The sequence below is a fragment of the Carnobacterium viridans genome (assembly GCF_900102725.1).
Taxonomy (GTDB): Bacteria; Bacillota; Bacilli; order Lactobacillales; family Carnobacteriaceae; genus Carnobacterium_B; species Carnobacterium_B viridans.
In genome coordinates this window covers 2,142,601-2,165,305 of record NZ_FNJW01000008.1, presented here as the reverse complement: position 1 = coordinate 2,165,305, position 22,705 = coordinate 2,142,601, and the positions used below count along the sequence as shown (strand labels likewise).

At 38.3% G+C, this 22,705-nt stretch carries 12 protein-coding genes, 3 rRNA genes and 1 other annotated feature; of the genes, 4 read left to right on the top strand and 11 right to left on the bottom strand.

The window, feature by feature from the left end; translation table 11 throughout:
* Positions 1–76 precede the first annotated feature (76 nt).
* Entirely contained in the window at positions 77–1,015 is a 939-nt protein-coding gene (rnhC, locus tag BLT48_RS11895; RefSeq protein WP_089978205.1) for a ribonuclease HIII, read from the top strand.
* A gap of 61 nt (positions 1,016–1,076) precedes the next feature.
* On the opposite strand, the gene BLT48_RS11890 is transcribed toward rnhC, so the two are convergent.
* The 4 genes from BLT48_RS11890 to BLT48_RS11875 all read right to left on the bottom strand — a co-directional run bounded on the left by BLT48_RS11890 (position 1,077) and on the right by BLT48_RS11875 (position 6,838).
* Entirely contained in the window at positions 1,077–2,408 is a 1,332-nt protein-coding gene (locus BLT48_RS11890) for an APC family permease (RefSeq protein WP_089978202.1), read from the bottom strand.
* A gap of 188 nt (positions 2,409–2,596) precedes the next feature.
* Positions 2,597–5,014, bottom strand: a complete 2,418-nt coding sequence (gene pheT / locus BLT48_RS11885; protein ID WP_089978198.1) for a phenylalanine--tRNA ligase subunit beta — start codon at positions 5,012–5,014, stop codon at positions 2,597–2,599.
* Between the two features lie 4 nt (positions 5,015–5,018).
* Entirely contained in the window at positions 5,019–6,065 is a 1,047-nt protein-coding gene (gene pheS, locus BLT48_RS11880) for a phenylalanine--tRNA ligase subunit alpha (RefSeq protein ID WP_089978195.1), read from the bottom strand.
* An 89-nt stretch (positions 6,066–6,154) separates the two neighbouring features.
* Positions 6,155–6,401 (bottom strand) — a binding site (T-box leader).
* A 77-nt stretch (positions 6,402–6,478) separates the two neighbouring features.
* Positions 6,479–6,838 carry a winged helix-turn-helix transcriptional regulator gene (locus BLT48_RS11875; RefSeq protein WP_035021722.1) on the bottom strand — a complete coding sequence of 120 codons (360 nt, stop codon included), beginning with the start codon at positions 6,836–6,838 and terminating at the stop codon, positions 6,479–6,481.
* A 320-nt stretch (positions 6,839–7,158) separates the two neighbouring features.
* On the opposite strand from BLT48_RS11875, the gene BLT48_RS11870 reads away from it, so the two are divergent.
* Positions 7,159–8,331 (top strand): alpha-hydroxy-acid oxidizing protein, encoded by a 1,173-nt coding sequence (locus BLT48_RS11870; protein ID WP_244885824.1) that lies wholly within the window; start codon positions 7,159–7,161, stop codon positions 8,329–8,331.
* A gap of 372 nt (positions 8,332–8,703) precedes the next feature.
* Here BLT48_RS11870 and rrf read toward each other — a convergent pair.
* From rrf to BLT48_RS11850, 4 genes are all read right to left on the bottom strand, one after another.
* Positions 8,704–8,819, bottom strand: a 5S ribosomal RNA gene (rrf, locus tag BLT48_RS11865).
* A gap of 90 nt (positions 8,820–8,909) precedes the next feature.
* Positions 8,910–11,830, bottom strand: a 23S ribosomal RNA gene (locus BLT48_RS11860).
* A 235-nt stretch (positions 11,831–12,065) separates the two neighbouring features.
* Positions 12,066–13,627: ribosomal RNA gene (locus BLT48_RS11855) — 16S ribosomal RNA — on the bottom strand.
* The 16S, 23S and 5S rRNA genes sit together here, the layout of an rRNA operon.
* Before the next feature lie 527 nt (positions 13,628–14,154).
* A complete protein-coding gene (locus BLT48_RS11850) occupies positions 14,155–14,679 on the bottom strand; it encodes a GNAT family N-acetyltransferase (RefSeq protein WP_089978192.1) in 525 nt (174 codons plus the stop codon).
* A gap of 325 nt (positions 14,680–15,004) precedes the next feature.
* Here BLT48_RS11850 and BLT48_RS11845 point away from each other — a divergent pair, with 325 nt between their 5' ends.
* Positions 15,005–15,997: a hypothetical protein gene (locus tag BLT48_RS11845; protein ID WP_089978188.1), complete on the top strand. Its 993-nt coding sequence runs from the start codon at positions 15,005–15,007 to the stop codon at positions 15,995–15,997.
* Positions 15,998–16,068: 71 nt separating this feature from the next.
* Here the strand turns inward: BLT48_RS11845 and BLT48_RS11840 are convergent, their stop codons facing one another.
* The 3 genes from BLT48_RS11840 to BLT48_RS11830 form a co-directional block, all read right to left on the bottom strand.
* Positions 16,069–16,584, bottom strand: coding sequence for an HD domain-containing protein (locus tag BLT48_RS11840; protein WP_035021719.1), 516 nt, complete (start codon positions 16,582–16,584; stop codon positions 16,069–16,071).
* Between the two features lie 145 nt (positions 16,585–16,729).
* On the bottom strand, positions 16,730–17,497 hold the full coding sequence (locus tag BLT48_RS11835; protein ID WP_035021713.1) for a TrmH family RNA methyltransferase: 768 nt from the start codon (positions 17,495–17,497) through the stop codon (positions 16,730–16,732).
* A gap of 129 nt (positions 17,498–17,626) precedes the next feature.
* Positions 17,627–18,958 carry a murein hydrolase activator EnvC family protein gene (locus BLT48_RS11830; protein ID WP_226776711.1) on the bottom strand — a complete coding sequence of 444 codons (1,332 nt, stop codon included), beginning with the start codon at positions 18,956–18,958 and terminating at the stop codon, positions 17,627–17,629.
* Between the two features lie 374 nt (positions 18,959–19,332).
* Between BLT48_RS11830 and cas9 the strand changes: the two genes are divergently transcribed.
* Positions 19,333–22,623, top strand: a complete 3,291-nt coding sequence (gene cas9, locus BLT48_RS11825; protein ID WP_089978185.1) for a type II CRISPR RNA-guided endonuclease Cas9 — start codon at positions 19,333–19,335, stop codon at positions 22,621–22,623.
* Positions 22,624–22,705: the final 82 nt, after the last annotated feature.

The window sequence follows — 22,705 nt, the reverse complement described above, 5'->3', positions numbered from 1 at the left end:
ATCTTGCCCATTTCAAATGAAATTATATGGTAAACTACAAGTTAGATGATTAATTAATGAAGAAATGAGTGACAGAATGTCTAATGAAGTACTCTTGGTTTCCAAAGAAACCTTAACAGATATGAAACAGTATTACACTACTTGCTTGAAATCCTCTACTCCTCCTGGTGCTTTTTTTGCTGCTAAAAAAGGAGCTGTAAATGTAACGGGATATAACTCGGGTAAAGTCTTATTTCAAGGAGCAGGTTTTGAAAAAGAAGCTGCTATTTGGAAATCTAAAGCATCAATCGTCCCACCAAAAAAAAAAGAATCGTCCGCTTCATCTTTGAATACCCCTTTACCAAAAGATTTTAGTCGTTGGTCAGTTATTGGGAGTGATGAAGTCGGAACCGGAAGTTATTTTGGACCATTAACGGTTGTTGCAGCTTATGCCGACCATGCTCAACTTGCTTTGTTAAAGGAATTAGGCGTACGCGATTCGAAGGATATGAAGGATACTGAAATTATTCGTGTAGCAAAAGACTTGGTTACTTTCTTACCACACAGCTTATTAAATGTTATGCCTGAAAAATACAATACTATTCAGCCCACGATGACACAAGGTAAAATGAAGGCTGTTTTACATAATCAGGCATTAGGAAATGTCCTCAAAAAAATCAACCCTCAAAAACCAAATGGCATTTTAATCGATCAATTTGAGCACCCTGCAACTTATTTTAAACACATCAGCGATCAGCCAAATCAAATAAAAGAGTCTGTTTACTTTCAAACTAAAGGTGAAGGCCATCATTTAGCTGTAGCGGCGGCTTCTATTATTGCTCGTTATGCCTTTTTAAAAGGTCTTGATGAATTGAGCGCAAAAGCAGGTTTCAAAATTCCATCTGGTGCTGGCAGCAATAGCGATTTAGTTGCTGCAAAACTTTTAAAACAAGGCGGAATCCCGCTGCTTAGAAAGTATGCTAAGTTACATTTTGCGAATACAGAAAAAGCAAAAAAAATCAGTGGCTTGCGCTGATCACACATCCTAAAAAACCTCTATTCACTGTTCTTCAGTGAGTAGAGGTTTTTTAGGTCATTTATTCTTTTTCAGGTATTCCATATTTCTTTTTGCAATAGAGATAAACAGGTATCCCAATAAGTGTTAGAAAAATCCCAATAAAGGCATTTTCTGGCTGTACGATTAAAGTATTAATAACAATATATAATCCTCCAATTATAGCAACTAATGGAATGATTGGGTATAAAGGAACCTTGTATGGTCGTTCAATGTTTGGCTGAGTTTTTCTTAAGATGATAACCGCAATGAACGTTAACGTTATAAAAATCCAAATGACAAAAACAATTAAATCTGTTAGTTGATTGAACTGCCCTGTTAAAATCATTAAGATGGCAATTCCTAAGATAACTAGTCCTCCATTAATTGGTAAATTGGTTTTAGCGTTGACTTTAGCAAACCAATTACTAAATGGCAGCATTTTTTGAGTTGCTAAAGCATAAGGAACTCGTAGTCCAGAAATGATATACCCATTTATTCCTCCGAATACAGAGATCAATATTCCTATCGTTACTAATTTGCTGCCGATTCCATCAAAAAGATATGAAGCCACTAGAGCTGCAGGTGTATCCGTTCCAGCTAGCTGAGTACTATCCAAGACAAATAAATAGGCAATATTTATCAATACGTAAACAGTCATAACAATTAATAATCCACCAATAATCACTTTTGGCAGCATTTTACCAGGACTCTTCATTTCTCCAGCAAGCGTCCCTACATTGATCCATCCATCATAGGCGAATAAAGTTGCAACAAGAGCAGAACCAAAACTAGTCAAAACTGGATGACTTTCTACTGAAAGTGGGATTAGTCTTACTACACCTCCGCCAGGATAAAGCAGCCCTGCTACAATAATAACTAAAATGGGAATCAACTTCAAAATAGTTGCGGCTGTTTGGATCCGCCCACTATATTTGGTTCCTAAAAAATTTATACCCATTAAAAGAATAGCAGTTATAATAGCTATCGGTACAATTATATTATCGGATAATGCAAATAAATTAACAAATTGAGTAGCAAAAATAATAGTTAGTGCGGCTACGTTCGCTGGATAATAGATGATCATTTGAGCCCACCCAACTAGAAATCCCAGCCATCTTCCATATACTTTTTCTAAATAAATCATCATTCCACCTGTTTGAGGATAAATCGTTCCAATTTCGGCAACTGTTAGTCCGCCAGCCATTGTGATGATACCAGCTACAAACCAAGCCAATAAGCCTAATCCAGGAGCACCAGATGCGCCGTAAACAGCTGTTGGTTTAAAAAATATACCAGCCCCTATAACTGTTCCTACTAAAACGGTCAACGCTGTGATTCCACTTACTTCTTTTTTCAATTCGTTCTTTTTCATACAGTTCCTCCTGAATTGCCTATATTTCTAGATAGCTCACAAAAAATAAACTAATCTTTTTGTTTCGTGCTTGTTAGCATAACAAAAAAGCCTTGCTGTTAGCAAGACTCTTTTCGTTATTTTTCAAAAAAATTGTTTAACATTGATACACTCAGCTCATTGGAATGATTTTATCATTCTAATGAAACTTAACGTACAACGACTTGGTATTCTTCTATTAACGCACTTGTTACTTTATCGTAAGCTTTTGACACTTCTTCTTCCACCATTGTTGCAGTAGGATTTAAGTAGGACAGTGTATAAGCCATTGATTTCTTGCCCTCTTCAATATTCTCGCCTTGATAAATATCAAACAACCGTACGTTAGCTAAATATTTGCCGCCTTTTTTATAAATTAAATCTACTAATTGTTGATTTGTAATAGTTTTATCTACTAATAAAGCAATATCCCTCGTCATTCCTGGGAATTTCGGAATAGCTTCATAAACAGTCGATTCTTTTTCAGCTTCTACAATAGCCTGTAGATTCAATTCAAAACCGTACGTTTCATCTAATTCATACGCTTTTGCTGCCAAAGGATGAATTTGACCAACAAACCCGATTTCCTTTTCTCCTAGGTAAACAGCAGCAGTACGTCCTGGGTGCATGCCGTCACGCTGTTTGTCTACAACAAAAGTAATCTTCTCAGTTAAGCCATATGAAGCTGTTAACCCTTCTAAAATACCTTTCAGAACAAAGAAATCAACTTTTTTTGGTTGACCTTTCCAATCTTTTTCTAGTAAAGATCCAGTCAATACACCTGCCAAATGTTCTTCTTCAATTGGCAATACTTGGCTTTCTTCTTTATAGAACACACGGCCAATTTCATATAGAGCGACATTTTTATTTTTACGTGCTTTATTGTAACTAACATTATCTAATAGACCACTTAATAAATTCATTCGTAATGTACTGCGATCTTCACTCATAGGCATTTCTAATTGTGTTGTTTTACTCTCACGCATCATATATTGTGTTGCTTTTTCTGGAGTTGTTAATACGTAACTGATGGCTTGTGATAATCCTGCTCCTTCTAAGAAACGGCGCGTATGACGCACAAGACGTTGTTTATTATCTAAAGCTGCAGGCTGAGCTGGACTTATTGGTAAAGTCGAAGGTAAATTATCGTAACCAAAAATACGAGCCACTTCTTCCACTAAATCTGCTTCAATTTCAATATCCCAACGACGTGGTGGAATAGCTACTTCAAACAAACCCTCTTTTTCTACAACGCTAAATCCTAGACGGTCGAAAATAGCTTTCACTTCTTCAATGGTAATAGTCGTTCCTAATGAACGGTTGATTCTATTTAATGTAATAGAGACAACTTTGTCCTGGATCTCCAAAACAGATTGAGAAGACGTTCCAGCTACTACTGTTCCACCAGCTAATTCAGCTATTAACGCTGCAGCATGATCTCCAGCAGTTGTAATCGTAGAAAGATTGATCCCTTTTTCAAAACGCGAACTTGATTCACTTCTTAAATTGTATCGTTTTGCTGTTTTACGAACGGAAATTGGGTTAAAGACAGCTGCTTCAATAGCGACTGTTACAGTGGTGTCTTCAATTTCTGAATCCAGCCCACCCATTATTCCTGCCAACGCTACTGGAACAGAGCCGTTTGTGATTACAATATCTTCAGAAGTTAAGGAATGTTCTTCTCCATCTAAAGTTGTTAAAGCTTCTCCATCATCAGCTTTGCGAACGACGATTTCTTTTGATTGCAATTGATCGTAATCAAATGCATGCAATGGTTGTCCATATTCTAATAGAATATAATTGGTAATGTCTACTACATTATTCAACGGACGAATACCTGCATTCATTAATTTTGTTTGCAGCCACATTGGACTTTCAGCAACTTTAACATCTTTGACAATGCGAATAGTATAGCTTGGCGTATCTTGACTATTTTCTACAACCACTTTAAGATAGTTTTCAACTGAATCTGATTCATCTTCTGTTAATTCAAAAGATGGAAATTTAGGTTGTTGATCGTAAATTGCTCCAACTTCATGAGCAACTCCACGCATGCTTAGTGCATCTGCACGGTTAGGTGTAATTGATAATTCTAGAATCGCATCATCCATTGCAAGATAAGGAAACACAGGCTTTCCTGCTACTGCATCTTCTGGCAAGATATAAATACCATCTGCATATTTTTTTGGAATCACTTTTTCAGAGAAACCTAATTCAGCTAATGAGCAGACCATTCCATTCGATACTTGACCACGCATCTTCCCTTTTTTGATTTTTGCATTTCCTGTAATTCGAGATCCAGGTAATGCCACAATAATTTTTTGACCAGCAGCAATATTAGGTGCACCACAAACGATTTGAGACAATTCTTCTTCTCCGATATCTACTTGGCAAACGTGTAGATGATCAGAATCTGGATGGTCCACTACTACTACCGCATGACCAACAACTATTTTTTTCAATCCTGTTTCTGGAATAGCGACATCTTCAATCTCAATTCCAGTACGTGACATTTTATCTGCTAGTGCATCAGGTGTTACTTTTGATAAATCTAAATATTCTTTTAACCATTGATAAGATACATTCATAGTCTTACTCCTTTACCTTGAATTGATTTAAGAAACGAACATCATTTTGATAAAAATGACGAATATCATCAATTCCGTATTTTAACATGGCTACACGATCCGGACCTAAGCCAAATGCATAACCACTATAAATCGTTGCATCGATTCCAGACATTTCAAGTACGTTTGGATGAACCATACCCGCACCCAGAATTTCAATCCAACCAGTATGTTTACATACATTACAACCTTTTCCACTGCATTTGAAACAACTAACATCTACTTCTACAGAAGGTTCAGTAAACGGGAAGTAACTAGGACGCAAACGTATTTCACGCTCCGCACCAAATAATTTTTTAGCAAACACTTCTAACGTTCCTTTTAGATCTCCCATTGTAATATCTTTAGCAATCACCAGACCTTCCATTTGATGGAACTGATGAGAATGAGTTGCGTCATCGCTATCTCGGCGATAAACCTTCCCAGGACTGATCATTTTTAGTGGACCTTTTGAAAAATCATGTTTATCCATAGTACGAGCTTGAACAGGTGAAGTATGCGTACGCAATAGAATCTCATTTGTAATATAAAACGTATCTTGCATATCCCGAGCAGGATGATCTTTAGGCAAATTCATTCGTTCGAAGTTGTAACTATCTTCTTCAACTTCTGGCCCTTCTATAATTTGATAGCCCATTCCAATAAATAGATCTTCAATCTCTTCCATGATCTGAGTCAATACATGTGATTGACCAACCGCTACCGAGCTGCCAGGCAAGGTTACGTCAATGGCTTCACTTTCTAAATCACGGTTAATTTTTTCCATCTCTAATCGTGCTTTTTTTGTTTCTAAATTTGAAGTAATTTCATTTCTGACTTCATTTACAAGTGCACCTAAGATAGGACGTTCTTCAGAAGAAACAGTCTTCATTCCTTTAGATATTTCAGTAATTGGTCCTTTTTTCCCTAAGTAAGCTACACGTACTTGACCAAGTTCTTTTAAATCTGAAGCTGCTTCAATTTTTTCTACAGCTTCTTTACTTAACAATTGTAAATTGTCTTTTAAGTCCATTCTAATTCCCCTTTAAATAAGTTTATCGTTACAACTCTCACTGCATGTACACTAAGTTATTTTAAAGCACACAAAAAGCCTCATCCCTAAAAAGGGACGAGGCTACGTTCGCGGTACCACCCTTGTTTGAATGATGCATACGCAACATCCACACTTCATTTACATAACGGCGTATACCGGAACTTTATTCATTACATTTAGCTAGCTTAGTGTAATTCCCAAAGTCAACTCAGGAAGTGAACGTTCATTTGGTTTTCTATTCAAGTGTTTTCAGCCAATGACACTTGCTCTCTGATTCAGATTATCCAAATTACTCTTTTCCATCACAGTTTTTAATTATTCATTTTTTACATACTGGTTTAGTTTAACGTAGTCTTGACTTAAAGGTCAAGTACTTTCCAATAAGATTGTGTTTATTTCTCACAAATCCATTCGTCAGCCCAAGTTTGAACATCAGCCATCACTACTTTTAAAGCCTGGCCTTTTTCAGTTAAACTATACGCCACTCTCATCGTCGCATCTGGATCAACCGTACGAGCTACAAGACCTTCTTGTTCAAGCTCTTTTAGACGTTCGACCAACACACGATCGCTTACGTTTGGAATAGTAGCTGCTATATCTTTAAAGCGTTGAGGACCTTCTAATAACACTTCAATGATAAGTCCCATCCATTTTTTACCTAAAATGGCAAATGTATGTTCAAATTTAGGGCAAATCTTTTTTTGCTTAGATTCACAATAGACACTCTTTTCTTCATCTTTAATGGTTATCATATCTTCTTCACCTCTTTCATAATATTATAACATTATTGGTTATAAATAGTAAGTAATCTATCACCATTTGTCAACCTTTTTTTTATCCATCGTCCTAATGAGACAAACTTTTGTCAAAAGTAGAATAATAGTTCTTTGAAACTACTGAATTATTTACAACACTTTTAATCATTTTAATTTTAGCTTCAGCAAATCATTAGTTCAATACAATAAACAAATTCTCATTAAACTAATCATAATTTACTCTTAAAAATTGAATTTTTCTTCTAGAGTGGTAAACTTAGCCCTAACATCAACTATAACTTTTTGGAGGGAATACCATGACAGAAGTTGAAAAAGATGTACAAATAACTCATTCCTCAGATAATATAAAAGAAGAATCAGCCTACGCCAACCAAGTTCCTTATAAAGCGAGTGAAGCAGAAAAACCATTAGATATCATAAATGTTTTTGATCTCGAGTTAGAAGCTGAAAAAGTCATTCCAAAAGGCGGTTATGGTTACATTTCAAGTGGGGCTGGAGACTTGTGGACAATCAAACAAAATATTGACTCTTTTAATCATAAACTAATTGTTCCTCGTGTATTAAAAAATATTGAGCACCCTAATCAACATACATCTATTTTTGGGTGCGATTTAGCTACACCTATCATTATGGCTCCGGTCGCTGCACATGGTCTTGCTAACGCAGCAGCTGAACCTGCTACTGCAAAAGCTGTGGCTGAATCTGGATCCATCATGACTATCAGCTCATACGCCAATAAACCATTCAAAGAAATTTCAGAAGCTGGTGCTGGTGCTCCACAATGGTTCCAATTTTATATGAGTAAAGACGATGGCATTAACCGAGATATTTTGGATGAAACCAAAGCTAATGGGGTAAAAGCGATCGTATTAACAGCAGATGCAACTGTTGGAGGAAATCGTGAAGCTGACAAACGAAATGGTTTTGTTTTTCCTCTAGGTATGCCAATCGTTCAAGCTTATCAATCAGGTGTTGGACACTCCATGGATTCTGTTTATGGCTCTTCTAAACAAGTGCTTAGCCCTAAAGATGTTGAATTTATTGCATCTTACTCTGGCTTGCCTGTCTTTGTTAAGGGCGTACAATCAGCTGAAGACGCTTTAATTTCTCTTGCCTCTGGTGCCGGTGGTATTTGGGTAACTAATCATGGTGGACGTCAGTTAGATGGCGGTCCTGCTGCATTTGACTCATTACAAAGTGTTGCTGAAGCTGTTGATAAAAAAGTACCTGTTGTTTTTGATAGTGGCGTACGTAGAGGCCAACATGTCTTTAAAGCTTTAGCTAGTGGTGCTGATTTAGTTGCAATTGGTCGTCCAGCCATTTATGGCTTAGCTTTAGGTGGTTCTCAAGGTGTAAAATCAGTTTTTGATCATTTTAAACATGAACTTGAGATTGTTATGCAGCTTGCTGGGACCAAGACAGTTGAAGATATTAAGAACACTGTTTTACTAGACAATCCTCGCTCATAAAAATTTAAACATAACGTACAAAGATATCCTTGGACAATGAACTATTCAATACCCAAGGGTGTCTTTTGGTTGAATAAAATTGTCTGTGCTTAAAATTTCTAATTTCTAAAAAGAATAGAGTTATTTGTAGTCCTGTATAGATTTCAATGAGAATTTGAAATTATTAACGTTTCAGCGATTACGATTTCTTTGAATCCTGAATCCTGTAAAAATCTAGATTTTCAAGCGGTCCATCCTCCACAAAGAAACCCGTCCATTCCAGAAGGAAATTTTTTTGAAGCAGCCATACCATTTATCATACAACCGTAAAGCATTAGAAAAATTCCAACTAAAAAAAGACACCATCCGAGGATGATGTCTTTTTTCTAATTTGTGTGGCAACGTCCTACTCTCACAAAGGGAATCCCTTCACTACCATCGGCGCTAAGAAGCTTAACTTCTGTGTTCGGCATGGGAACAGGTGTGACCTTCTTGCCTTCATCACCACACAATGTCAATCGAAAGTCCGTTGGACTCTCAAAACTGGATAAAGTCTAAAGTGTGTTTCGTTTGCTTACCTTCGTACACCGGGTCTTGCTTTGGTTAAGTCCTCGACCGATTAGTATTGGTCCGCTCCGTATATCGCTATACTTCCACTTCCAACCTATCTACCTGATCATCTCTCAGGGGTCTTACTCACTTACGTGATGGGAAATCTCATCTTGAGGGGGGCTTCACGCTTAGATGCTTTCAGCGTTTATCCCGTCCACACATAGCTACCCAGCAATGCCCTTGGCAGAACAACTGGTACACCAGAGGTGTGTCCATCCCGGTCCTCTCGTACTAAGGACAGCTCCTCTCAAATTTCCTACGCCCGCGACGGATAGGGACCGAACTGTCTCACGACGTTCTGAACCCAGCTCGCGTACCGCTTTAATGGGCGAACAGCCCAACCCTTGGGACCGACTACAGCCCCAGGATGCGATGAGCCGACATCGAGGTGCCAAACCTCCCCGTCGATGTGGACTCTTGGGGGAGATAAGCCTGTTATCCCCAGGGTAGCTTTTATCCGTTGAGCGATGGCCCTTCCATGCGGAACCACCGGATCACTAAGCCCGACTTTCGTCCCTGCTCGACTTGTAGGTCTCGCAGTCAAGCTCCCTTATGCCTTTACACTCTGCGAATGATTTCCAACCATTCTGAGGGAACCTTTGGGCGCCTCCGTTACACTTTAGGAGGCGACCGCCCCAGTCAAACTGCCCGTCAGACACTGTCTCCCAGCCCGATAAGGGCTGTGGGTTAGAGTGGTCATACAGCAAGGGTAGTATCCCACCAACGCCTCCACCAAGACTGGCGTCCTGGCTTCAATGGCTCCTACCTATCCTGTACAAGCTGTACAAACACTCAATATCAAACTGCAGTAAAGCTCCATGGGGTCTTTCCGTCCTGTCGCGGGTAACCTGCATCTTCACAGGTACTATAATTTCACCGAGTCTCTCGTTGAGACAGTGCCCAGATCGTTACGCCTTTCGTGCGGGTCGGAACTTACCCGACAAGGAATTTCGCTACCTTAGGACCGTTATAGTTACGGCCGCCGTTTACTGGGGCTTCAATTCTGAGCTTCGCCCGAGAGCTAACCCATCCTCTTAACCTTCCAGCACCGGGCAGGCGTCAGCCCCTATACGTCATCTTACGATTTTGCAGAGACCTGTGTTTTTGATAAACAGTCGCCTGGGCCTATTCACTGCGGCTGACCAATTGGTCAGCACCCCTTCTCCCGAAGTTACGGGGTCATTTTGCCGAGTTCCTTAACGAGAGTTCTCTCGCACACCTTAGGATTCTCTCCTCGACTACCTGTGTCGGTTTGCGGTACGGGCAGTTGGTTTCTAACTAGAAGCTTTTCTTGACAGTGTGACATCGGGAACTTCGGTACTTAATTTCCCTCCCCATCACAACTTGTTCTTAAAGAAGCAAGCATTTGACTCACTTCAAAACTTGTTGCTTGGACGCGCATATCCAACAGCGCGTATTCCTTAGCCTACTGTGTCCCTCCATTGTTCAAACAAAACCAACTGGTACAGGAATCTCAACCTGTTGTCCATCGTCTACGCCATTCGGCCTCGACTTAGGTCCCGACTAACCCTGGGAGGACGAGCCTTCCCCAGGAAACCTTAGTCATTCGGTGGACGGGATTCTCACCCGTCTTTCGCTACTCATACCGGCATTCTCACTTCTAAGCGCTCCACTAGTCCTCACGATCTAGCTTCAACGCCCTTAGAACGCTCTCCTACCATAGAACCAATGGTTCTATCCACAGCTTCGGTGTTATGTTTAGCCCCGGTAAATTTTCGGCGCAGGGTCACTCGACTAGTGAGCTATTACGCACTCTTTAAATGATGGCTGCTTCTGAGCCAACATCCTAGTTGTCTAAGCAACTCCACATCCTTTTCCACTTAACATAAACTTTGGGACCTTAGCTGGTGGTCTGGGCTGTTTCCCTTTCGACTACGGATCTTATCACTCGCAGTCTGACTCCCGGATATAAATCAATGGCATTCGGAGTTTATCTGAATTCGGTAACCCGAGAAGGGCCCCTAGTCCAAACAGTTGCTCTACCTCCATGATTCTAATTCCGAGGCTAGCCCTAAAGCTATTTCGGAGAGAACCAGCTATCTCCAAGTTCGATTGGAATTTCTCCGCTACCCACACCTCATCCCCGCATTTTTCAACATACGTGGGTTCGGTCCTCCAGTGCGTATTACCGCACCTTCAACCTGGACATGGGTAGATCACTTGGTTTCGGGTCTACGACCACATACTCATTCGCCCTATTCAGACTCGCTTTCGCTGCGGCTCCGTCTCATCAACTTAACCTCGCATGGGATCGTAACTCGCCGGTTCATTCTACAAAAGGCACGCTATCACCCATTAACGGGCTTTAACTATTTGTAGGCACACGGTTTCAGGGGCTATTTCACTCCTCTTCCGAGGTTCTTTTCACCTTTCCCTCACGGTACTGGTTCACTATCGGTCACTAGGGAGTATTTAGCCTTGGGAGATGGTCCTCCCGGATTCCGACGGAATTTCTCGTGTTCCGCCGTACTCAGGATACTGATCAGAGTGAAATAGGTTTCGATTACAGGGCTTTTACCTTCTTCGGCAGACCTTTCCAGGTCGCTTCTTCTACCTACTTCATTTATGACTCTATGTGTTCAGTCCTACAACCCCAGAAAGCAAGCTTTCTGGTTTGGGCTATTCCCGTTTCGCTCGCCGCTACTCAGGGAATCGATTTTTCTTTCTCTTCCTGCAGGTACTTAGATGTTTCAGTTCTCTGCGTCTACCTCTACTGACCTATGTATTCAGTCAGCAGTAACATCCTATCAAAGATGCTGGGTTCCCCCATTCGGAAATCTTTGGATCAAAGCTCACTTACAGCTCCCCAAAGCATATCGGCGTTAGTCCCGTCCTTCATCGGCTCCTAGTGCCAAGGCATTCACCGTGCGCCCTTATTAACTTAACCTATGGTTAACAGTTAATTTTTAAACCTCATCTTTCGATGAGAACCTTAAAAAAACTCATTTTTTAAAACTTTTCGGTGTGTTTCTGGTTTGTTACTTGAATTACACTTTTTAACTTTATCCAGTTTTCAAAGAACAACGTCTTGCCGCAACCAAAGTTGCGTTTTTGAGAAGATTAGACCTCTCAAAACTAAACAAAGTAAAGACGAATGTGTGGGTTTCCGTTATATTCCTTAGAAAGGAGGTGATCCAGCCGCACCTTCCGATACGGCTACCTTGTTACGACTTCACCCCAATTATCTGTCCCACCTTAGGCGGCTGGCTCCCAAAAGGGTTACCTCACCGACTTCGGGTGTTACAAACTCTCGTGGTGTGACGGGCGGTGTGTACAAGACCCGGGAACGTATTCACCGCGGCGTGCTGATCCGCGATTACTAGCGATTCCGGCTTCATGTAGGCGAGTTGCAGCCTACAATCCGAACTGAGAATGGCTTTAAGAGATTAGCTTGGCCTCGCGACCTTGCGACTCGTTGTACCATCCATTGTAGCACGTGTGTAGCCCAGGTCATAAGGGGCATGATGATTTGACGTCATCCCCACCTTCCTCCGGTTTATCACCGGCAGTCTCACTAGAGTGCCCAACTGAATGCTGGCAACTAATAATAGGGGTTGCGCTCGTTGCGGGACTTAACCCAACATCTCACGACACGAGCTGACGACAACCATGCACCACCTGTCACTTTGTCCCCGAAGGGAAAGCTCTATCTCTAGAGTGGTCAAAGGATGTCAAGACCTGGTAAGGTTCTTCGCGTTGCTTCGAATTAAACCACATGCTCCACCGCTTGTGCGGGTCCCCGTCAATTCCTTTGAGTTTCAACCTTGCGGTCGTACTCCCCAGGCGGAGTGCTTAATGCGTTAGCTGCAGCACTGAAGGGCGGAAACCCTCCAACACTTAGCACTCATCGTTTACGGCGTGGACTACCAGGGTATCTAATCCTGTTTGCTCCCCACGCTTTCGAGCCTCAGCGTCAGTTACAGACCAGAGAGTCGCCTTCGCCACTGGTGTTCCTCCACATATCTACGCATTTCACCGCTACACGTGGAATTCCACTCTCCTCTTCTGCACTCAAGTTCTCCAGTTTCCAATGACCCTCCCCGGTTGAGCCGGGGGCTTTCACATCAGACTTAAAGAACCGCCTGCGCTCGCTTTACGCCCAATAAATCCGGACAACGCTTGCCACCTACGTATTACCGCGGCTGCTGGCACGTAGTTAGCCGTGGCTTTCTGGTTAGATACCGTCAGGGGATGAGCAGTTACTCTCATCCTTGTTCTTCTCTAACAACAGAGTTTTACGATCCGAAAACCTTCTTCACTCACGCGGCATTGCTCCGTCAGACTTTCGTCCATTGCGGAAGATTCCCTACTGCTGCCTCCCGTAGGAGTCTGGGCCGTGTCTCAGTCCCAGTGTGGCCGATCACCCTCTCAGGTCGGCTACGTATCATCGCCTTGGTGAGCCATTACCTCACCAACTAGCTAATACGCCGCGGGTCCATCCATAAGCGGTAGCCGAAGCCACCTTTTTTCCATTCGCCAGGAGGCGATTAGAAGTATGCGGTATTAGCATCCGTTTCCGAATGTTATCCCCCTCTTATGGGCAGGTTACCCACGTGTTACTCACCCGTCCGCCACTCTTTGACTTCGGTGGGTGCAAGCACCCGGTGAAATCAAAGCGTTCGACTTGCATGTATTAGGCATGCCGCCAGCGTTCGTCCTGAGCCAGGATCAAACTCTCATATAAAATGATGCTTGAAGCTCATATTGATTGCTAGCGAATAATTATTCACTATTTTTGTTACTGTTGACTTAGCACTGCTAAGTCACCCTCACATTTGGTTCGTCTTACTTTGTTTAGTTTTCAAAGGTCTAAAGCATGTTGTTTCGTTTGTGACAACTCACTAATACTAACATCTAGCGGATCGTCTGTCAACAACTTTTTGATTTTTCTTTTTTTGCTGTGTCGGTTTGTTTCAACCTGTCTCAGCGACATGTATTAACATAACAGGAATTTAGAGTATCGTCAATGTTTTTTTATAAAAAAAACTACATTTTCAATAACCACAAACTTTTTTTCATTATTATTAAACTATCAGCTCTTTTTTTAAATAAACACGAACTTATTAGATGTTTTCCCACTGAATTATCCGTCAGGTCAAAAGAATATTTATTCAACTAAATAAAAATCTATTCATCGTTTAAAGTCGAATTTTAAAAAAAGTAGCATCAAATCCCTTTTTAAGGCTATCCAATTCTACTTTTTTTAGTTTTTTAATTGATTTTCAATCCATAATACAAATGATCATGTAACGCTCCGTTAAAATCAGCTATCTTTGGCATTCTTCCCCATTGTTGAAAACCAAATTTCCCAAGAATGTATTCACTTGCTCCATTACCTTCTACGATCATCGCAATAACATTTAAGTAACCAATCTCTTTAGCTTGTTGTAGCGCATAATCAACTAACTTTGATCCAATTCCACGCTTTCGATAATCACTATTTACATAATAACTAATTTCAGCTACCTGTTCTACCGCTCTTCTTCCTACTCGGTATCCACTTAAATGACTATATCCGGCAACCTTTCCATCAACTTCATAAACGAACAGTGGGTATTTTTCTATTTGATGAGACTCAAACCATGATTTTCTTTCTTCTACTGTAAATGGATCAAGATCACAGGTGATGCCTCCTGTAAGTATGGCCTTATTATAGATATCTACCATTTCTGGCAAATCTTCTGAACTAGCTTTTCTAATAAGTGCTTTTTGTTTGGTAAACGTTACCTCTATCATTTAAGCTTCCTCCAATCCTATCTGAAAATTCATTTTATTGTAGCATTCATTGAACCGCTTGCATTCCCTATTTCACTGGATTAAGAAGACCCATTTTGTCTTTTTAATTTTATACGGCAAGCATTATTATATACTCTGAGTTATACTTCGACAATCTTTTTTTTGAAAATTTCATGTATTATTTTTGTGTCTTAAAAGAAATCTTTCTATCCCTTTAACGAATGCGTTTCTTTACGGGTAAAAAGGTATCTTTGCTTTACAATTTTATTTGCGTTCACTAAACTTACAGTATCTAACTAATGGGATTTTTGGAGGTGAAAGAAAGATGCAGCGAATCTTATTTTTGATTTTCACTAGCTCATTATTGTTTCTAAGCTATTTTTCTTATGAGATTATCACAATGCCGGGATTCATTGACGATACTGTTGAAAAATCTAGTAGTGAGGGCACCATTGAAGAGGGGGACGGTTATCTTGATGAGATAAAAGAACTTATTGGTGATCCTTTAGACTTCAAATCTGGAGCTCCTACAAAAGCTGGTACTAATATAGAACAAAGTCAAAGTGCCTTAATCCAAAAATCAACTATTGTAACCTATCAAGTTACTAATGATGTGCTTTCCAATGGAATTATCAATACAGCTAATACTAATCAGACTGAGTATGCTAGAGATACAAATGACCATCATCGATTATGGGACACTTTTAAAACAATTATACCAGCAGACTTACGGACAAACGTTTATTCTTTCTCTGTTTTTTCAGATGGTATTAGCAATCTTTTAGGTTACGTTGAACCCTTAGACTACAATGGAGATACTTGGCAACTTGGAGTGGATTTTATCGATAGTATTGATAAAAAAAATTTTTATTACACTTTAATTCATGAATACGGTCACCTTTTGACTTTAAACAACAAACAATTGGTCAGCAATTACGATTGGAAAACTTTTGATCAAAAAGAAACTACTTACTCTTCTTTCTATGGAGAAAGCACTCCTGATTCGTATATGAATGTATATTACCAAGAATTTTGGATTTATTATTATAAAGAGTGGCAACATCTCAATGTTCAGTCAGATTCAAAAGCTCAACAAGCATTTTATCTTGAACATGCTGATGACTTTTTGACAAGCTATGCTGTTACCCATCCTGAAGAAGATATTGCTGAATCATGGACATTTTTTATTCTCTCTCCTAAACAAAGCAATGATACCGTTGCTCAAAAAAAACAAAACTTTTTTTATCAATTCCCAGAATTGGTTGAAACACGAACTGAAATTCTAAAAAACCTTCTAACTGAAGCAAAAAAAGACTAAGCCTTATTTAAGGTTTAGTCTTTTAAGATTCAGTTAAAAACGTCTATTACAACTTATTTATATTTATATTTTTATTGTACTGCAGCTGGTTTCAAACGAGCCCAAGCGTTCTTTACAGAGCTTCTCATTTTTCCAGTCAATGGAACAGCGACTTCTTTTACTGCACAATATTTATCAACAAACGTTACAATGTAACTTTCTTTATACTTTGGAAGAGCTACAGTAGCTAGCCACATGTGTTTAATAATAATGTCGCACTCTAAATCACTTAGTTCTGTTAATTTTTTTGCGTTTTCGCAAGCCATGCGAGGGTGTACATATGCATGAGTTCCCTCATCAAATTTCGTTGTTCTCCAATCATAATAAAACAAATCATGAAGCAAACCTGCACGAGCTGTAGCTCTAGCATCCAAATTATGTTTTTTAGCAATACAATAACTGATATAAGATACGCTAATTGAATGATCTAGTCTTGTAGTAAAATGATGTTGAGTATAGTCATTAAGTTTCTTTACTTCTTCACATTCCAATAAATCCTCGATAAGTGCAACGTATTCTAAATCTTGCTTCCATTTTGGTTCGGTCATTAAACAACTTCCTTTTCGTAATAATCTATAATGATTTGCTAACTGGTTCCCATCATACAATGTATACTTCGACTTTTAAAGCAGAACACTTAAATTTTAAAGAAATATTAGGAATGTTCATTTTTTTGACATAGTTTCGCAACACTCAACTTTCAATCTTTGTTAATGAAAACATGACTATCCCAGCAGCTACTGCAACATTTAGAGACTCAGCTTGTCCTACAATTGGAATATAGAGATTCTTTGTAGTACGTTTTAATAATTCATCCGACATTCCATTGCCTTCATTTCCCATAACTAACCCATACACAACTTGAGGGGTAATTTCTCGATAGGAAACAGCCTCTTCATTTAACTCAGTACCAAAAACTGGAAACTCATGTTCAAAAAATAAATCAAACCATTCATTTAAATCTCCTTGGTATACCGGCAAATGAAAATGACTTCCTTGCATAGAGCGCAACACTTTACTATTGTAAAGATCAACGGACCCCTTTCCTAATACGACTCCCCCAAAACCAGCAGCATCTGCTGTGCGAACCATTGTTCCAACATTTCCCGGGTCTTGAACATTGTCTAAAAATAAAAAAGGCTTCGTAAGAATAGGCTTATCTAATTGATCTACTTTTTTTACAACCGCAAAAATACCTTGAGAAGTTTCAGTCTCACTTAAGATTTTTGCGATTTCTGCAGAAATTTCAACTTGTTTTGCTTCATTAAATTCAGGAATATCTCCCACAGCTACTTCTTCACTTATCATTATTTCTAAAATTATTGCATGGTTTTTTAAAGCTTCTTCTATTAAATGGAAACCTTCAATTAAATAGGCACCAGATTTTTGACGCCCTCTTCTTGATTGAAGTTTTTTCCAATTTTTTACGCGTTCGTTTTTTGTGGATAAAATTAGTTCCATTTGTAATCCCCGCCCATTTCATCTATTATTTATTCATTCTACTAAAAAAGTCCTCTCTTTGAAAGAGAGGACTAAAGCTATCTGATTTAAGTATTTAATTTATACGCCATTATTTTGAAAACTACCTTTTTATAGATAACCTGCTGGGTCAACACGAGAACCATTTACATAGACTTCAAAGTGTAAGTGAACTCCTGTAGAAGAACCAGTCGTACCCATTGTTCCAATTTGTTGTCCTTGTGATACTTGTTGTCCGGCTGTTACCAATAAACTTCCGGATACCATGTGAGCGTATAATGTTTGTACGCCATTTCCATGATCAATTTTCACATAATAACCCCAGTCACTATGGTACCCAGCAAAAACAACTGTACCGCTTTGTGCTGCTACGATTGGACCGCCGCCACCAAAGTCAATACCACCATGTAATTTATTTACGCCAGTAATCGGGTGAATACGGTAGCCATAAGAAGAAGTAGTATAACCTCCACTTGGATTAATAAACCCTGAACTGTTTGAAGATGATTGAGTGCTTGCTTGTGTTTTATTGCTTGATTGAGCTTGACTTGAAGAACTTGTTGTTTGTTTAGTTTCCGCTGCTTTAGCCTCTGCTTGTGCTGCTTTAGCTTCTGCCTCAGCTTCTGCTTTTTTAGCAGCTGCTTGTGCTTTTTCTTCTTCAGCTATAATGCGTTGACGTTCTTCTTGTAATTCGCTAGACAAGACACTTGTCTGAGTCGCAATAACCGCTTGTTCTTTAACAAATTCATTTTTTTCAGATTCTGTCATATCGTATTTAGTTGCTACTTGAACAATCTTGTCATCTAATTCTGCTTTTTGAGCAACCAAGTTATTTTTATTTACTTCAATTTCAGCTTTTAATGATTCAATTGCAACTTTTTCATCTTGTGCTGCTTTTTCATTCTTTTCTACTTCTTTTTTATCATTCTCTTGTTGAGTAACAATATCTTTGTTTGCAGAAACTAATTGGTTTACTACACCTACACGCCCGATTAAATCTGACAAACTTTCTGCAGATAATACTAAATCAACCATATTAGAAGTACTGCCATCTGTTTGTACATTTCTAGCTTGATGTTCTAATTTCTCTTCACGTCTAGCGATAAGATCTTTTAATTTTTCAATCTCTGCTTTTAATTTTTCAATCTTAGCTTTTGAGTCAGCTAATTTTTGCTCTTGTACTTTCAGTTCTAGTACCACAGTATCGATATTCGTTTGTAATTTTTCAACTTCTGATTCAAGATTTGCTTTTTCAGATTCTAGGTTATTTAAGGTTTCTTCTTGAGATTGGATTTTTGAGTTTAAGTCAGCTGATTTGTTTTCTAATTCTGCTTTTTGATTTTCAAGTTCTGAAATGCTCGCTGCTTCTGTCGCGGTCGGCATTATAATTGGAGTTGCAAATAACAATGCTGCAATCATCCCAGTTATCAATTTCTTATTCAAAGCATACCCTCCGTGGTTTTTTATACCCTTTTATTTCTCTCACGCAGATTAGTATAGCATAGTAATCACAAAAATATGATGTTAATTCTTTAACAAACTCATCGGTATTATTACATTTTCATTTCTGCAATCGATTACATATTGTTTTTCATTTAAGAAACGCGCGTTTTGCATATTTAGCCATATTTTGTTCATATTTAGTAGGATATTTAACTAGTTCTACGTATATGTCTTTAATTTTCTATTTAAATATATTGGCAAGCATGTAAAGCTGACTCATTTTTAAAAATTGTAACCGGTTCAAAAAAAATGGTTTAGTTTGATCTTTCGATGGTATAATAACATCATAAATAAATAGTAGAAGGAGGATTTTTATGACAAAGTTAATTTTAGGTTTGGATATTGGTATTTCTAGTGTCGGTTGGGGAATCATTGATGAAGAAACTGGTGATATTAAAGATGCTGGTGTCCGTTTATTTGAAGAAGCCACTAGAAACGCTAATGAGGACAGACGCTCATTTAGAAGTTCACGACGATTAAAAAGAAGACGCAAGCATCGTTTGGATCGAACAAAGGATTTATTGGAAGAAAGTGGATTTTCAACTATCGATATCCAACCTATTAATCCGTATGAAGCTCGTTATAATGCAATTTATGAGTCTGTTTCTAAAGAAGAATTGGCTGCAGCTTTATATCACTTGGTGAAACGCAGAGGGACAACTTTAGATACACCTTTGGAAGAGGAAAAGACAAGCGGCAATGAATTATCTACCAAAGAACAATTGAAGAGAAATGGTGAAAAATTAAAAGATAAATTTATTTGTGAAATTCAATTAGAAAAATTACATAATGGTGAAGTCATTCGTGATCACACCAATCGTTTTAAAACATCCGACTATGTAAAAGAAGCTACTGTTATCCTAGAGAAACAACAAGAAGTCTATCCTGAGATCACTGAAAAATTTAAAGAATGCTATTTAAGTTTAATCACTAGTCGCCGGATGTATTATGATGGACCAGGATCTAAAAAATCCCCTACTCCATTTGGACAATATTTTATAGGAGCCGACGGGACATTAAAACACGAAACCATGATCAATAAAATGCGTGGCCGTTGCACGTATCTTCCAGATGAACCAAGAATTGCTAAGATGTCTTATACTGCCGATTTATATAATGTATTAAATGATTTAAACAATATCCAATACCCAAGTTCAGAGACCGGAAAAATGGATCACCTTTCAATGAAAGATAAACAGTACCTAATCAATAATTTTATTAAAAAAGGAAAAAGAGTCACTTTAAATATTATTGCTAAGTATCTTGACGTGTCTAACCCAGATGACATTAAAGGTGCTCGAATTGATTTAAAAACAAACAAACCCATTTTTACTGATTTTATTGGATTTAAAAAATTATTAAAATTACTAGAATCTGTTTCCGTTCCTGAAGGATTCTTTGACAACACTGATGTACTGGATGACATCGCTGAAATATTGACAGCAGAAAAAAGCTTAATTCGCCGTAAAGAACAGCTCACCGACGTTTTCAACACTGCTTATCAAGATGACCTAAAAGAAATTACAGAGGCATTATTAAATGATACTGCTTTCAAGGAATACCACGCTTTATCCAAAAAAGCGATTCAATTGATTTTGCCAGAACTATGGGAAACGAGCAAAAATCAAATGCAATTATTTACTGAACACGGCTTAGGTAAAAGCCGCATGGAAAAATTGCAGTCTGGAACTAAAATCCAATTTGACGATGAAGCGATTTTAAGCACTGTTGCTAAACGTGCCCATCGTGAAGCGATAAAAGTAACAAATGCTGTCCGTAAACAATATGGTGAACTGGATTATGTTGTAGTTGAAATGGCACGGGAAAAGAACAGTGAAGATGAAAGAACAAAATATAATGATGCTCAAAGAAATCAAGGGAAATTTGAAAAGAAAATATGTGATTTGTTAGAAGTTAAAAACTTAAAGGATCTACGTTTGAATGGGAACAAACACATGGCTCTTAAATTATGGGATGCCCAAGATGGAAAATGTGCTTATTCTGGAAAACACATCGCAATATCTGATATTGTTTATGATTTTACAAAATTCGAAATTGATCATATTATTCCTCTTTCCTATTCTTTTGATGACAGCCAACAAAACAAAGTACTGGTTTACCATAAAGAAAATCAACTTAAAGGACAATTGACTCCATGGCAATATTTCCAAAGTGGGAAAGCAAGCCGCTCGTTTGAAGAATACAAATTGGATTGTCTGAATTTATTTAAATCTCGTAGAATCAGTAATAAAAAATTGGGTTACCTTCTAGAACAACGGGATGTCCAACATGATGAAGAGATTCAAAAAGACTTTATTAACCGAAACTTGGTTGATACACAGTATGCAATGAGAAGCTTCTCCAGTTCGCTTCGTACTTTTTACCAAAACAATGCTATTCCTACACAAGTATTGTCTATTCGTGGCAGTTTTACAGCAGCATTGCGCAGACGCACAAAACTAAGAAAAGTTAGAGATGACGGACACCATCATCATGCTATCGATGCTTTGATTGTTGCTGCTATTGGTCGGATGCCATTGTTTAAGCAATTGAAAAACACTTCTTTTAGCACAGAGGGTCTTGCAGTCGACACAGATACAGGTGAAATTTTAGAAGAAGGTCAATTATTTGATAATAAATCATTGAAGTTTATCAGCCAATTAAGAAACTACGAAGACAGAATCAAGTACTCACATAAAGTCGACCGTAAACCAAACCGGACGATGTCAAATCAGACACTCTACTCTACCCGTGAGAAAGATAACGAGAAGTATGTAGTGGGGAAAGTCAAAAACATTTATCAATTGGATAAAAAGGGATTCGACGGATTAAAGAAAAAAATTGATGCCAATCCTGACAATTTCTTAATGGCTCAGCATGATCCCAAAACATGGAGTCTGCTGTTGAATGTTATGAATGCTCATAGCCATGCAGACAATCCTTTCCAAGATTTTTATAAAGAGCACGGATACATTCTTAAAGATGGTAAAGTTCCAGTAAAGAGTTTGAAATTTTTAGATAGCAAACTAGGGATTCATGTAGATATTACAGACAAGTACAATAGCAAGAAAAATAATGTCGTTCTATTGAGCAGAAAAAGTATTCGTGTAGATATTTATATGAATGATGGAGGTAAATATAAGTATCTTGGTGTTCCATATAATTGGTTTAGAAAAGTTGATGGAGTTTATACATTGGACATGAGTCTGTATAATGGAAAAGATGGAAGAAACGCTCCCTATAAGCAAATTGATGAGAGCTATGAGTTTCAGTTTAGTTTGTACAAGAATGATATGATTTCTTATGATAAAGTTGAAAAGATTAAAGATTCTGTTACTGAAAAAAGTAATAATAAATTAGTAAAATATGATAAATTGTTTAGAGGAGATAATAATCCTAGACAAAATATGATTGAAGTTGAAGATCTTGAACTTAAAACTATAAAAAGACAGCTACCAACTCTTGGACCTCTAGCTAACTTAACTAAGGTACATGTGGATGTTCTTGGCAATCAGTATCCAGTTAAAAAAGAAGTTTTCACTCCTTTTCTTAATGAACAATCTATTACCAAAAACTCCTCAATAAAGGGTTTACAAAATATATAAGTCTTGTTATAATGATAGTGTCTTCGACGGAAGACTTCCTTATACTAAAGGGTCGTGAGGACCTATCAAAATAAGGCTTTAT